Annotated in this window: 13 protein-coding genes; 6 read left to right on the forward strand and 7 right to left on the reverse strand. The window is 75.4% G+C overall.

Annotation, left to right across the window (positions count from 1 at the left end; translation table 11 throughout):
* Positions 1-215 precede the first annotated feature (215 nt).
* The 4 genes from lspA (at position 216) to ACWGJO_RS27675 (ending at position 2,511) form a co-directional block, all read left to right on the forward strand.
* Positions 216-731, forward strand: a complete 516-nt coding sequence (gene lspA / locus ACWGJO_RS27660; protein WP_452187808.1) for a signal peptidase II — start codon at positions 216-218, stop codon at positions 729-731.
* Between the two features lie 95 nt (positions 732-826).
* On the forward strand, positions 827-988 hold the full coding sequence (locus tag ACWGJO_RS27665; RefSeq protein ID WP_452187810.1) for a hypothetical protein: 162 nt from the start codon (positions 827-829) through the stop codon (positions 986-988).
* On the forward strand, positions 966-1,478 hold the full coding sequence (locus tag ACWGJO_RS27670) for a SitI3 family protein (RefSeq protein WP_452187812.1): 513 nt from the start codon (positions 966-968) through the stop codon (positions 1,476-1,478). Before ACWGJO_RS27665 ends, ACWGJO_RS27670 begins: the two co-directional genes overlap by 23 nt.
* An 82-nt stretch (positions 1,479-1,560) precedes the next feature.
* Complete coding sequence (locus ACWGJO_RS27675) at positions 1,561-2,511, forward strand: ankyrin repeat domain-containing protein (RefSeq protein WP_452187814.1); 951 nt, start codon at positions 1,561-1,563, stop codon at positions 2,509-2,511.
* 164 nt (positions 2,512-2,675) lie between these two features.
* Here ACWGJO_RS27675 and ACWGJO_RS27680 read toward each other — a convergent pair whose 3' ends face one another.
* The 7 genes from ACWGJO_RS27680 to ACWGJO_RS27710 form a co-directional block, all read right to left on the reverse strand.
* The gene (locus ACWGJO_RS27680) at positions 2,676-3,437 is read right to left on the reverse strand and encodes a maleylpyruvate isomerase family mycothiol-dependent enzyme (protein ID WP_452187816.1); all 762 of its coding nucleotides are present in this window, start codon (positions 3,435-3,437) and stop codon (positions 2,676-2,678) included.
* 88 nt (positions 3,438-3,525) lie between these two features.
* Positions 3,526-4,833 carry an aldehyde dehydrogenase family protein gene (locus tag ACWGJO_RS27685; protein ID WP_452187818.1) on the reverse strand — a complete coding sequence of 436 codons (1,308 nt, stop codon included), beginning with the start codon at positions 4,831-4,833 and terminating at the stop codon, positions 3,526-3,528.
* 152 nt (positions 4,834-4,985) lie between these two features.
* Positions 4,986-5,873 carry an NAD-dependent epimerase/dehydratase family protein gene (locus ACWGJO_RS27690; RefSeq protein WP_452187820.1) on the reverse strand — a complete coding sequence of 296 codons (888 nt, stop codon included), beginning with the start codon at positions 5,871-5,873 and terminating at the stop codon, positions 4,986-4,988.
* Positions 5,873-7,024 (reverse strand): cytochrome P450, encoded by a 1,152-nt coding sequence (locus ACWGJO_RS27695; RefSeq protein ID WP_452187822.1) that lies wholly within the window; start codon positions 7,022-7,024, stop codon positions 5,873-5,875. Before ACWGJO_RS27695 ends, ACWGJO_RS27690 begins: the two co-directional genes overlap by 1 nt.
* Positions 7,021-8,538, reverse strand: coding sequence for a class I adenylate-forming enzyme family protein (locus tag ACWGJO_RS27700; RefSeq protein ID WP_452187824.1), 1,518 nt, complete (start codon positions 8,536-8,538; stop codon positions 7,021-7,023). The genes ACWGJO_RS27695 and ACWGJO_RS27700 overlap by 4 nt, the downstream gene beginning before the upstream one ends.
* 109 nt (positions 8,539-8,647) lie before the next feature.
* Positions 8,648-9,391, reverse strand: a complete 744-nt coding sequence (locus ACWGJO_RS27705; protein ID WP_452187826.1) for a glycosyltransferase — start codon at positions 9,389-9,391, stop codon at positions 8,648-8,650.
* Entirely contained in the window at positions 9,388-10,401 is a 1,014-nt protein-coding gene (locus tag ACWGJO_RS27710; protein ID WP_452187827.1) for a 3-oxoacyl-ACP synthase III family protein, read from the reverse strand. The genes ACWGJO_RS27705 and ACWGJO_RS27710 overlap by 4 nt, the downstream gene beginning before the upstream one ends.
* A gap of 221 nt (positions 10,402-10,622) precedes the next feature.
* Between ACWGJO_RS27710 and ACWGJO_RS27715 the strand changes: the two genes are divergently transcribed.
* Entirely contained in the window at positions 10,623-11,486 is an 864-nt protein-coding gene (locus tag ACWGJO_RS27715) for an LLM class flavin-dependent oxidoreductase (protein WP_452187829.1), read from the forward strand.
* A gap of 242 nt (positions 11,487-11,728) precedes the next feature.
* On the forward strand, positions 11,729-12,424 hold the full coding sequence (locus tag ACWGJO_RS27720) for a phosphatase PAP2 family protein (protein ID WP_452187830.1): 696 nt from the start codon (positions 11,729-11,731) through the stop codon (positions 12,422-12,424).
* The last annotated feature ends 42 nt before the right edge of the window (positions 12,425-12,466 follow it).

Genomic DNA, 12,466 nt, shown 5'->3' on the forward strand with positions numbered 1-12,466 from the left:
CCCCACGGGGTGCGGGCCGGCCGCGTTGCCGGAGCACTCGGCGCACACCACGACACCGCCCGTGCGGGTCCGACGGGACGGACGCTCCGGCGGAACTCGGGCCCGCCGGGGCGCCAGCCGCCGTCATCTACACTGCGGCCATGACTGGCTTACTACGCCTATGGGTTGCGCGAGGAGCTTCCTCGCCCGGTGACATGCCTCGACGGTCGGGAACCATGGCAGCCGTAGCACTCGTGCTGCTGGCGGCGGACTTCGTCACCAAACAGATAGCGCTGACACATTTCTCGGGGAGCGATCCGACAGAGGCCCTCGGTGGGCTTCTGAAATTCACGCTGGTCTTCAACTCGGGTGGAGCATTCTCCATCGGCGAGGGGGAGGCATGGCTCTTCACCACGGTGAAGATCGTGGTCGTCGCCGTCATGCTGGTGGTGTCGCGCCGGATCCGCACCCCCGTCTGGGCGGTCTCCTTCGGGCTGGTCATCGCCGGGGCAGCCGGAAATCTCGTCGACCGGTTGTTCCGGGCCCCGTCCCCGTGGCAGGGGCGCGTCGTGGACTGGATCCAACTGCCGCACTGGCCGGTCTTCAACCTCGCCGACTGTGGCGTGGTGTGCGGCAGCGCCCTGGTGATGTGGGCCTCGGCACGAGGCATCCGCCTGAACGGCACGCGCGAGTCCGACGCCTCGGCCGAGCCGGGCGGAACGGAGCGGACTGCTGAGGCGAGGGACCGGTAGGCCATGGGCCTTCCGGCCCAGCCGTACTCGGCGAGGCCCTCACCGAACTGGTCGACGAGGCCGAGGAGGACGCGGAGGACCAACCCCTGCACGGCGTGCTGGTGGCGCTCTATCAGCAGGCCCTGCCGGTCGGCACCACCGGCACCACCGACACCACCGGCACCACCGGTGCCGCCCGGCCTCGCGGCGCCCATGCTCCTCCGCCACCCGTGGAGGAGGAGAAGGACGGATTCCATGGCGATTTCCTACAGCCTTGAGCTGGTGACCCCGTGGGCCCCGGTCCGGGTCGCCCGGAGGCTCGCCGACGTCGCCCGACCGATGCGGCTCTTCGCCGGCCCCGCGACCGGCCCCGCGACCGCCCCCGCGACCGTCGACACGCTGCTCGCGGGCGGCGCGCTCACCGCGCACGGCACCTGGATCCGGGTGACCCCGCTCAAGCCCACCCGCTGGGGAGACCCCCGGATCGGCGGCCGCGTCTTCACCCCGACCGTCTCGATCGCCTTTCGGCTCGGGAAGGACACCGACGTCTCCGGCCAGCAGGACGACATGATCCGGCTGTCCGACGCCCTCCTCGCGCAGGTGCCCGGCGACGCGGTTCTGCACCTCGACCAGGAGGACGTCTGGATGGTGCGCCGGGACGGCGAGTTGATTCTCGGCGAGCGGTCCGACCTCTGGCCGCCGGACCGCCTCGCCACCGTCTCGGGGCCCTACCGCCGCCACACGCACGAGTTCGTCGACGAGGGCTGACCGAACCGGGTTGTCCGACCCCCGTGCGATCGTCTACGAAGGGACTGACGCCCGCGCCGGCGCGCGGAGGACGGAGGGCACGATGACGGGCTGGGCCGGTGTGAGCCGGGAGAGCTGGCGGGACCACGGCGAGATCCGCGAGCGGCTCGACGCGGGCGCCGACCCGGATGCGTGGGGCTTGGGACGCCCGCTGCACCGGGCGGCAGGGAGCGGATCCCCTGAGGTGGTGGCCGAACTTGCGGGCCGGGTCTCGGACGTGGACGCGCTGGAGGACGGGACGACCGCACTGTGGGAGGCCGTCATGGACAACCGGCCGGACAATGCCCGGGCCCTCGTGGCCGCGGGTGCCGATCCCTGGCGGCCACTGCTCGGCGGCTGGTCGCCGGGCCGCCTCGCGCTGGCCGGCCCTACCCCCGACCTGTTCCCCGTCCCGGACGGGGAACCCGGCCTGACGGCCGCCGAGCGGGCCGCCGTCCAGCGCGGCCGGCAACTCCTCCAGGCCCTGGGGCGCTTCCACTACGAGGGCACCGGCCTCGCCTGCATTGCCGGCATCGACGCCGCCGAGGCGATCCGCCGCCTGGACGCGACGCCCGCGGACGAGGAGTTCATGGTGCGCTTCCTCGACTACCCGTACGAGTACGGCAGGGACGAGAGGCTGCTCGTCGCCGGCGTCACGACCGTTCCCGGCGGATGCGTCGTCACCCAGCCCTGGGGTTACGCCCCGTCCGCTCTCGATGCGATGACCCGTCTGACCGCCGGCACCGTAGGCTACGGCCTCTACTCCAACCCCAAGAGTGGCAACCAGGGCAGCATCCTCCGCGACGGCGCCGTCGAAGGATGGGACCTCCACCCCGGTGGTGGCCCCCGGCAGGGCGACACCCCCGAGGAGGTGCTGGCCGGCTACCTCTACCACCATCACGCCGTCGCCCATGCCTGCGCCTTCGCCGGCCTGCGACTCACCAGTGCCCGCGCCGTCACCGGGCCTGCGGACACGTGGATCCGGCTGCCCGACCCCGGCCGGCGGGAGCACTGACCGACCCGCAGGCCATCCGCCTGCGCGCCGCTGAGTTCGGCGGGATCCCGGTGCGACCGGCCGATTGTCGCCTGTCGCCTGTCGCCTGCTGCCTGCCCCGACGGCCCGCGCCGGGGCGTCGGCGCGGGCCGTCGTGCTGGGGGTTCAGGTGCTCAGGTGCTGCCCTAGAAGGCGGAGTTGGTGAACCAGAGGTCCAGCAGTTCTTCGTCCCCGGAGGCGGTGATCCCGGGTGCCGAGCGGTCGGTGCGGCCGTAGAGGAGGAGCAGGAGGTCGGCGGCGGTGGCCGAGACCGTGGCGTCGGCAGCGGTGGCGGTCGTGTCGGCGGTGGCCGGGCCGAAGCCGTCGGGCCGCAGGTGGATCAGCCAGTCGCCGTCGCCGTCGGTGCGGCTGAAGCGGAGGGTGCGGTCGGCGGCGCGGAGTTTGGCCGTGTGCGGGGCGAAGAGGGTGGCGTGCGGCAGGTTGGTGAGGAATTCGGCCACGCCGTCCGCGGCGAGGTCCGGGTCGATCTCGGGCTTGAGCCCCAGGGCGAGTTCGGCGTCGACGCGGTGGACGAGGGTCTCGAAGAGCATCCGGCGTACCCAGAAGCGGGCGTGCTGGTCGGCGCCCCAGGCCCACATGGGGGCGTCGAGGTCGGTCTCCGCGAACGTCGCGGCCGCTTCCGCGCCGGCCTCGGTGAGCCACGCCGGGTAGTCCTCGGCCCGTTCGGGGAGCTTGAGGTCGACGTCCCGGCTGGTGGGCGGTGCCTGGATGCGTTGCCGCAGCAGGACGGTGAACCAGCGCTGGACGCTGCCGGCGTGGCGGAGGAGGTCGGCGAGGGTCCAGTCGGGGCAGGTGGGGACGGGGGTGGCCGGGTCGGCGGAGCGTACGGCGGTGGCGAACCGGTGGGTCTCGGCGGCCACGGCGTCGACGTGCTCGTTCGGGGTCATGGACGGTTGCTCCGGAGGGATTCGGGGGCCGGCGGGACCAGCGGTCCGGCGGCGAGGGTGAGGGTGGAGGGGGCGGGCGGGGCCGGGATCAGCCGAGGGGCTTGTCGACGACGGCCTTGGTGTGGCTGAACGTGTCGATCGAGTACTCGCCGTGGTAGCGACCCATGCCGCTCTCGCCGACGCCGCCGAAGGGCAGGTCGGGCATTGCCAGGTGCGAGACCGGGAGTCCGAAGGTGAGCGCGCCGGAGGAGGTCTCCTCGGTCAGCCGCCGCTTGGTGTCCGCGGATTCGGTGAAGGCGTAGAGGGCGAGCGGCTTGTCGCGCTCGTTGATGAAGGCGATCGCCGCGTCGAGGTCGGGGACGGTGAGGACGGGCAGGATCGGGCCGAAGATCTCGGCTCGCATCACGGGGGCGGTCGCGGGCACGTCGGCGAGGACGGTCGGGGCGAGGTAGCGCGTGGCGCGGTCGTGTCCGCCGCCGGTGACGGTGCGCCCGTCGTCGAGCAGCGCGGTGAGCCGGTCGAAGTGGCGCTCGTTGACGATGCGCCCGTACTCCGTGCTCGTGGCCGGGTCCTCGCCGAACAGTTCCGTTACGGCGTCGGCCAGTTCGCGTTCCAGGCCGGCCGCGGTGTCGCCGACGGCGAGGACGTAGTCGGGGGCGACGCAGGTCTGTCCGGCGTTGAGGAACTTGCCGCGGGCGATCCGGCGGGCGGTGACGGCGAGGTCGGTGCCGGGGTCGACCACGACCGGGCTCTTGCCGCCGAGTTCCAGGGTGACCGGGGTGAGGTGCTTGGCGGCGGCGGTCATGACGATCCGTCCGACGGCGCCGTTGCCGGTGTAGAAGATGTGGTCGAAGCGCTGCTCCAGCAGGGCGGTGGTCTCCGGGACGGCGCCTTCGACGACCGCGACGGTCTCCTCGCCGAGGTAGCGCGGCAGCAGTTCGGCGATGGCCGCGGAGGTCGCGGGGGCGAGCTCGCTGGGCTTGAGGACGGCGGTGTTCCCGGCGGCCAGGGCGCCGACGAGCGGGGCCAGGGCGAGCTGGAGCGGGTAGTTCCAGGGGGCGATGATCAGCACCACGCCCAGGGGGTCGCGGACGACCCGGGCCTCGGCGGGGCGGAAGACCTCCGGCACGGCGGCCGGCTTCGGGTCCAGCCACTCGGCCAGGTGGGCGACGGTGTGGTCGAGTTCGTTGAGCGTGAAGCCGATCTCGGTCCGGTACGCCTCGGCGGCGCTCTTGCCGAGGTCGGTGTGCAGGGCCTGCTGGAACACCTCGGCCTGTTCGGTGAGCAGGGCGCGCAGGGCGGCCAGCCGGTCGAGGCGCCAGGTGAGCGGCCTGGTCCGGCCGGTGGAGAATTCGGCCCGCAGGCGGGCGACCACGGTGGGGATGGCGTCAGTCATGAGGGGTCTCGCGGTCTTGAGGTGGGGAGCCAGTGCTTGCGGGTAGAAATTTTTCACTGCCTGAAGCAATGGCGACCCTAGGGATGAAAGGTTGAGTTTGTCAAGCATCCTCCTGGGATTCTCCAGGCATCCCCCGCCCGCCCGGGCCGGTGTCAGGGGCGGTAGTCGCGCAAGTCGTGGGTGGGGTGCCAGCCCTGGGCGCGGGCGCGGGTGAGGTCGAGGACGACACCGCGGGTGAGGAGGTCGACGGCGTACGGGGTGAGGCCGGGGACCACCGCGGTGCGGGCGGCGAGGCGGACGAGCGACGCGGGGAGGTGGGCGATCCGCGCGGGGCGGCGGTGGACGGTGAGGATGTGCCGCAGCGCGTCGTCACGCCGGTACGGGGCGGCGTCCGCGATGTTGTAGGCGCCGGGCGGCCAGGGCGCGGCGCCGGTGAGGCCGAGGGCGGACAGGCAGGCGTCGGTGAGGTTGGCGACGGCGGTCAGACTGAGCGGGAGGTCCCGGCCGGGCAGCGGCAGCAGGCCGTACCGGGCCCGGCCGAGCAGCTGCGGAAGGAGGTGCGGGTCTCCGGGGCCGTAGACGGCGCGGGGGCGCAGGACGACGGCACCGGCCGCGAGGGCGAGCCGTTCGGCGGCGGCCTTGGTGCGGCCGTAGGCGTTGAGGTGGCCGGCGGTGGTGGGGTGGTCCTCGGTGAGGACGGCGGCGGTGGTGCGGGGGTCGTAGACGCTGGCGCTGCTGACGTGGACGAGGGGGCGGCCGGCGGCGGCGCGCAGGACGCGCTCGGTGCCGGTGACGTTGACGGTGCGCTGGTGGGCCTCGGCCGGGTGGCCCGGGGGCAGGTCGGCGACGGCGGCGGCGCAGTGGACGACGAGGTCGGCGCCGGTGAAGTCGGGGTCGTGGGCGGCGGCGTCCCAGCCGAGGTGGCGGCCGACCGGGCCGGGGCGGCGGCCGTGGCAGGTGACGTCCAGGCCCAGGGCGGCGGCGGTGCGGGCGAGGTGGGCGCCGCAGAAGCCGGAGGCGCCGGTGACGGCGATGCGCATCAGGACCGTCCTCGGCGGAGCGTGAGTTCGGCGTAGCCGGGCAGGGCGCAGCGGCGGTCGACGCGGGCGCGGGTGACGACCGGGCGGTGGGGGGCCAGCGCGAGGAGCACGTCGGCGAGTTGGGCGCGGGCCAGGCCCGCACCGGGGCAGGCGTGGGGGCCGGTGCCGAAGACGGCCTGGGTGGCGGCCGGGTCCGGGCTCGGAGTGCGGTGGTGGGCGTGGGCGGCGTGCCGGGCGACCAGGATCAGCCGGTCGCCGCGGCGCACCCGGTGCCCGGCGAGGGTGGCGTCGGCGGCGGCCGCCCTTGGCAGCAGCGGGGAGGGCGCGGTGAGGCGCAGCAGTTCGGCGGCGAGACGGGGCGCGTCGGCCCCGTCGACGGCCGCCCACAGGCCGGCGTCGGCGCACCAGGCGACGGCGCGGGGGACGGCCGCGAGGGTGGTGTTGACGGCGGCGACGGCGACCATGGCGTCACGCGGATCGGGCAGCAGGGCGCTCAGGCGGGCCGCGGCGTCGGCCGCCTCGGCCGCGGCGCGGGCACGGCCCGGGCGCGGTCCGGGCAGGTGGTCGCGGGCGGCAGCGGCGGCCGCCTCGGCTGCGGCGTCGGCGAGTCGACGTGCCGGGACGGTCGCACCGGTGAGGGCGGCGGCGGTGGTTCCGGCCAGTTCCCTCGCGAGGTCCACGAGTTCGAGGTGCCCGGTGGCCAGGTCGGGGACGCGCTCGGCGAGGACGGCCTGCCAGAGCGGGCGGATCCGGGCGCGGGCGGTGGTGTCGACGCCGGCGGCCAGCGTACGGCGGGCGGTGCGGTGGTCGCCGCCGTCCTGGTCGAACAGCGCGCCGCCGTCGGTGAGCCGGGCCGCCGCGCCGCCGGTGGTGCCGGGCGCGGTGCGGTGCAGCGGGACGCGGGTGAGGGCCTCGTGGTAGGCGTCGGCGCTGTGCACCAGCAGGGTGCGGCCGAGCCGCAGGACCGGGCGGCGGCGGGTGGCGCAGAGCAGCGCGAAGAGCGCGGGGTGGCTGTACAGGTAGACGCGTCGGTCGCGGCGCCGGGCCCGGCGGGAGGCGGCGGCGAGGGACGCGAGGTCCGTGGCGGTGATGGTCCCGGCGGGCGTGGCGGTGGGCGTCGTGGTGACGGTCGTGCGGTCGGACGGGTTCATCGGGCCAACTCCTGTGCGCAGTGGGCGGATGCCGCGGCCCGGTCGGGTTTGCGGGAGCGGCCGGTGAGCGGGACGGTGCCGAACAGGACGGCGTCGGGGCGGGCGGAGCCCATGCGGTCGAGCGGCCCGCGCAGGGCGCTGCGCAGGTGCCGCGGGTCGGTGCCGGGCGCGGGCTGGACGAGGGCGACCAGCCGTTCGTCCCCGTGCCCGTCGGGAACACCGACCAGCACGGCCAGTTCGACGCCGGGCACGTGCAGTGCGGGCTCGTAGAGGCCCGGGTAGATGTTCTCGGCGTGGCGCAGCACCATGTCCTTGAGGCGGCCGGCGAGGACGATCCGTCCGTCCGGGGTGAGGCGGGCGTGGTCGCCGGTGCGGATCCACGGGTCGGGCTCCTCGCCGAGGTAGCGGTGGCGGGCGCCGGGCCCGGTGAGCCGGAGTTCGCCGTCCTCGGCGAGGCGGGCCCGGACGCCGGGCAGCGGGTGGCCGACGAGGTCGCCGTTCCCCTCGTGGGCGCTCTTGTCCGCCTCCTCGACCGCGGCGGCGGGGAACAGTTCGGTGAGCGCGTAGACGCTCCATGCTTCGTCGGCGCCGGACCGCTTGACCCGGCGCAGCAGGGCGGCGTCGGCGGGGGCGGAGCCCGTCCAGACCCGGCCGGTGAAGCGGGCCCCGGCGGCGAGGGCGGCGCGCAGCTGCGGCGGGGTGAGGTAGGTGTGGGCGGGGGAGAGCCGGGCGAGCTGGCGGCCGAGCGCGGCGGGGCGGCGGGCGGGCAGGACGACGGCGGCGCCGGCGGCGAGTGCCGGGACGAGGACGAAGAAGGTGCCGCCGAGCACGACCGTGCCGGGGCGCGGGCCGACCAGGTCGGCGACGGTGCGCAGCCCGGCGGCGAGGCCGGCGCGGGTGTGGACGACGGCGCGCGGTCGGGCGGTGGTGCCGGAGGTGAAGACGATCACCGCGTCCTCGCTGCCGTGGCCGTCGCCGTCGTCCTCGGAGGGGGCAGCGGGAGGGGCGGTGTCCGCGGGGCGCAGCCGGGGTGCGCAGCCGGGCAGGCGGCAGCCGAGGGTGGCGACCGGCCCCAGGGCGGTGAGCCGGGGGAGTGCGAGGTCGGCGCGGCGGGCCAGCGGCCCCGCCCAGCCGGCGACGGCCTGGGCGGCGGCGTCGGCGAGGACGAGATCGGGGCGGGCCAGTGCGAGCCGGGCGGCGAGCACGTCGGGTCCGGCGGTCGGGTCGAGGACGGCGATCCGCAGGCCCAGCCGGTGGGCGGCGAGCATGACGGCCAGCGCGCGCGGGCCGGGACGGACGGCGACGCCGACGGTCGCGCCGGGGCCGGGGCCGGGGCCGGAGCGAGAGCCGGAGCCGAGGCCGTGGGCGTGCAGGGCGGCGGCGTAGCCGTCGGCCAGATCGGCGAGCTCGCCCCGGCGGATCACCGGGCGGACGGTGCCCAGGGCGGTCTGGCGCAGGACGGCGGGCCGTTCGGGACGGTCGGTGCGCAGGGCGTGGGCGAGGCGGTCGAGCACGGAGGGCTGCTTTCGGGGAGCGGAGGTGGGCCGGGTGGGCGGCCGTCGGCGGGTTCGCTCGACGACGGCCGGTCCGATCCGATGGATGCCTGAATGCCTGGACGCCGGCTCAGCGGACGTCGACGGGGCGCGGTCCGGCCCCGCGTTCCAGGTACCAGCGCGCCGTGCCCACCACCCCGTACGCGCGGATCCGTCGCGTGGAGTTCTGCACCACCATGTCGCGGCGGCGCACCACCGCCGTGGTGTGCCGGCGGACCTCGTTGAGGAACGCCCGGTCGGTGGGGGAGGGCCGGCGGGGCATGCCGCCGACGGCCTGGTAGAGCTCGGCGGTGATCGCCATGTTGTTGCCCGCGTGCATCCGGTACGGGGTCAGAAAGCCGTGCCGGCGGTGGTGGGCCGGCCGGATCCGGCCGAAGAAGGCGCCGAGGGCGACCAGGAGCAGGAACACCGCGCGTCCGGCCGGCCCGTGTTCGTCGCGGCGGGCGGTGACCCGGCCGCAGACCAGTGCGCCGCCGTCCAGCAGGCCGGCCCGGGCGGCGGCGGTCCAGCCGGGTTCGGGCAGGCAGTCGGCGTCGGTGCGGGCGAGCAGGGTGGCGTCGTGGGCGATCGCGTGGCGGAAGGCGGTGTCCACGGCGGAGCCGACGCCCTTCTCCGGCTCGACCAGCACCTCGACCGGGAACGGTGCGCGGGCGGCGAACGCGCGGACGGTGGCGACGGTGCCGTCGGTGGAGCCGTTGTCGGCGACGAGGAGGGTGAAGTCGCGGTCGCGCTGGGCGGCGAGGGCGCGCAGCACCCCGTCGATGCGGTCCTGCTCCTGGTAGGCGGGGACCACCACCCACAGATCGGTCCTCACGACGCCTCCCAGACCATGGTCATCAGGCTGACGCCGCCGCCGAGGCCGACCAGCAGGACCTTGTCCCCGGGGGCCAGCGTGTCGCGTATCCGGTCGAGTTGGACGCCCAGGGTGGCGCTGGCGACGTTGCCGATCTCCGGGACGGTGAGCACCAGCTTCCCGGCCGGCGCCCCGGTCAGCTCGACGAAGCGTTCCAGGTACGGGAGCGTCACCTGGTGCACCAGGACGCGGGCGTAGTCGTCCCAGCCGAGGCCGGTGCGGGCGGCGAGCCGGGCCAGAACGACCGGGCCGATCGTCTCGAAGATGCCGCGCAGCTCCTTGCCGCCGCCGCGGAAGTAGCTGTGCTCGTCACCGCGCGGGTGCCGGGACCCGCCGCCGGGGATCCCGCCGGCCTCCCAGTGCTCGGAGGCGGTGGCGGTCTCGATGTCGAGGATGCCGCCCCGCTCGACGGCCTCGACGACGACGGCCGCCCCGGCGTCGCCGAAGGTGTAGCCGGCGAAGCCGTCGCGCACCTCCGCGATGCCGGAGGGAGCGCGGCGCATGGCCCTGCTGGGGGTCTCCCCGGTGACGACCAGGGCGCGGCGGGCCCGTCCGGCCAGGATCATCGCCCGGGCCAGGTCGATCCCGTTGAGGAAGCTGTTGCAGGCGTTGCTGACGTCCAACGCGTGGGCCCGGGTGCCGAGTTCGGCCTGCACGATGTGGGCGGTGGCGGGCTCGCAGACGTCCCGGGTGGCGGAGGCGAACAGCAGCAGGTCCACGTCCCGCGGATGCAGCCCGCGGGTGTCGAGGGCGCGCCGGGCGGCGCCGACGGCGAGGGTGGAGGCGTACTCGTCGTCGGCGGCGAAGTGCCGGCTGCGGATCCCGGTCGCCTTCTCGAACATCCGCTCCGGCAGGGCGAGTCGGCCGCCGGCGGCGATCTCGTCCTGAAGCTGCTGGGAGGTGAGCCGGCGGGCCGGCAGGTGGGAGCCGACGGCGGTGATGCCGATCCGCGGTATCGCTGCTGATTGCATGCCTTCATGCTCCGGCGGCCACGGCCGGGCCGGCCTGAGTACGGGTACTCAGAGCGGCCCGTTCCACTACCCGATCACGTCTGTGCAGCCGGACGGTTGCCGGGCCCGTCCGACCTCGTGAAGCCGCTGACGCCAGGACCCGGGTGGCTTCCCGGGTGCTCGGGAATCCTGATGGGGCACGCGTCCTGCCCGCTCCGGGGCCGGCTGCGCATCCTGCTGGAATGCGCTTCTCCGTCAACATCCCCAACTTCGGTGACTTCGCCGACCCCCGCAACGTCGCGACCGTGGCCGCCGCCGCCGAACAGGCAGGCTGGGACGGCCTGTTCGTCTGGGACCACGTACTGCATCGACGACACCAGGGGCGTCCGTTCGCCGACCCCTGGATGCTGCTGACCGCGGCCGCGCTGGCGACCTCCCGGATCCGGCTGGGTACCCTGCTGACGCCGGTCCCCCGGTACCGACCGCAGCAACTCGCCCGTCAGGTCGCCACCCTGGACGTCCTCAGCGGCGGCCGGGTGGTCTTCGCCGCCGGCCTGGGCGGTCCGATCGAGGACGAATACCTCAGCTTCGGCGACACCTCCGAACCGCGCCTCCTGGCCGAACGACTGGACGAGGGGCTGGAGCTGTTGAGGCGCTTCTGGTCCGGCGAGGCGGTGGACCACCACGGCCGGCACTACGAGGTCCGGGACGTGACCCTGCTGCCCGCCACCGCGCAGCGGCCCTGTCCGCCGGTGTGGATCGGCGGGTTCTGGCCGCGCCGCCCGCCGATGCGGCGGGCGGCGCGGTGGGACGGCGCGGTGCCGCTCTTCGAGACGGCCCGGCACGGCCAGGCGCCGGACGTGGCGGAGGTACGGGATCTGGTCGGCTATGTGCGCAGGCACCGTACGGTCGCGGCCGAGCGCCCCTTCGAGTTCGTGCTCGGCGGCGCCACCTCGCCGGACGCGGCCAGGGCCAGGGATGTGATCGGTCCGCTGTACGACGCCGGTGCCACCTGGTGGGACGAGCGCCAGCTCCAGACCGGCCCCGACCTGGACCGGCTGCTCCCGGTACTCCGCCGCGTCGAGGCGGGGCCGCCGGTCCTCTGATCGGTCGTCGAGGGCCTGTCGCGCTGATCGGTGGGGTTCGCCGGTGGCCCGGCGGGGCAGCGCGGGGCGGCGGCCGGGGCCCTTCAGGATGACCTGGTGGACCGGCGTCGACCGGCCGGGGGCCACGACCCGCGCGAGGCCGTGATGGGGGCGCCGGGCGGTGCCGCCGGGCGCGGGCTCGCTACCCTGGCCGCGCGGGGCCGCGTTCCGGTGGCCCGGGTGGTGCTGGCAGGAGGGCTCGGATGGCGGCTGACCGGATGACGGAGCGTCGGCGGTGGGTGGTGGTGCTCGTCGGTGCGTGGTCGGCCTTCGCGGTGGTCGCGGCCGTGGTGGCCGCGTACGGCTGGGCGCCGTTCCCCTTCGAGCAGGCCGCCATCGACTGGTGCGTCGCGCATCGCCCGGAGCTCGCCCGAGCCGTGGCCATGGCCGTCACCTCGCTCGGTACCGGCGTGGTTCCCTACCTCCTCGCCCTGGCCGCGGGCGTCCTCACCGCCGTCGGGACCACCGGCTCGCCGAGGCGCCGGTGGACGACGGTGCGGGCGCTGCTCCTGCCCGTGGTGTGGCTGGCGCTGGGGCAACTGCTGCGCCAGGGCCTGATGCACGCCTTCGGCCGGCCCCGGCCGCCCGTGACGGACTGGGCGTTCACCGCCTCCGGTTTCGCCTTCCCCTCCGGGCACGCCTTCACGTCCGCCCTCAGCGCCGGCCTGCTCGCGCTCGCCGTCGCCCGTACGCGTCCGGCCGCCACCCGCACGGCCGTCGTCGGCGCCGTGCTGTTCGCGGGCACGATCGGCCTGAGCCGCGTCTACCTCGGCGTGCACTGGCCGCTGGACGTCCTCGCCGGCTGGCTGCTGGCCGTCGGCTGGCTGGCGGCCGGCGCGGCGGGCTCCTCGTACCTGCCGGAGTGCGCGAAGCGGTCCGGCGCGACCAGGACCGCGTAACCGGACCGCGTAGCCGGCCCGCCGGGCCCGCCGCTTCCGTCC

This window comes from Kitasatospora sp. NPDC054795, assembly GCF_053611565.1.

Coding starts and splice junctions, on each gene's coding strand:
- ACWGJO_RS27690 (WP_452187820.1), bottom strand. CDS start 5,873: ATGCGCATCGCCGTCACCGGCGCCTCCGGCTTCTGCGGCGCCCACCTC.
- ACWGJO_RS27695 (WP_452187822.1), bottom strand. CDS start 7,024: ATGAACCCGTCCGACCGCACGACCGTCACCACGACGCCCACCGCCACG.
- lspA (WP_452187808.1), top strand. CDS start 216: ATGGCAGCCGTAGCACTCGTGCTGCTGGCGGCGGACTTCGTCACCAAA.
- ACWGJO_RS27670 (WP_452187812.1), top strand. CDS start 966: ATGGCGATTTCCTACAGCCTTGAGCTGGTGACCCCGTGGGCCCCGGTC.
- ACWGJO_RS27720 (WP_452187830.1), top strand. CDS start 11,729: ATGGCGGCTGACCGGATGACGGAGCGTCGGCGGTGGGTGGTGGTGCTC.
- ACWGJO_RS27680 (WP_452187816.1), bottom strand. CDS start 3,437: ATGACCCCGAACGAGCACGTCGACGCCGTGGCCGCCGAGACCCACCGG.
- ACWGJO_RS27710 (WP_452187827.1), bottom strand. CDS start 10,401: ATGCAATCAGCAGCGATACCGCGGATCGGCATCACCGCCGTCGGCTCC.
- ACWGJO_RS27675 (WP_452187814.1), top strand. CDS start 1,561: ATGACGGGCTGGGCCGGTGTGAGCCGGGAGAGCTGGCGGGACCACGGC.
- ACWGJO_RS27685 (WP_452187818.1), bottom strand. CDS start 4,833: ATGACTGACGCCATCCCCACCGTGGTCGCCCGCCTGCGGGCCGAATTC.
- ACWGJO_RS27715 (WP_452187829.1), top strand. CDS start 10,623: ATGCGCTTCTCCGTCAACATCCCCAACTTCGGTGACTTCGCCGACCCC.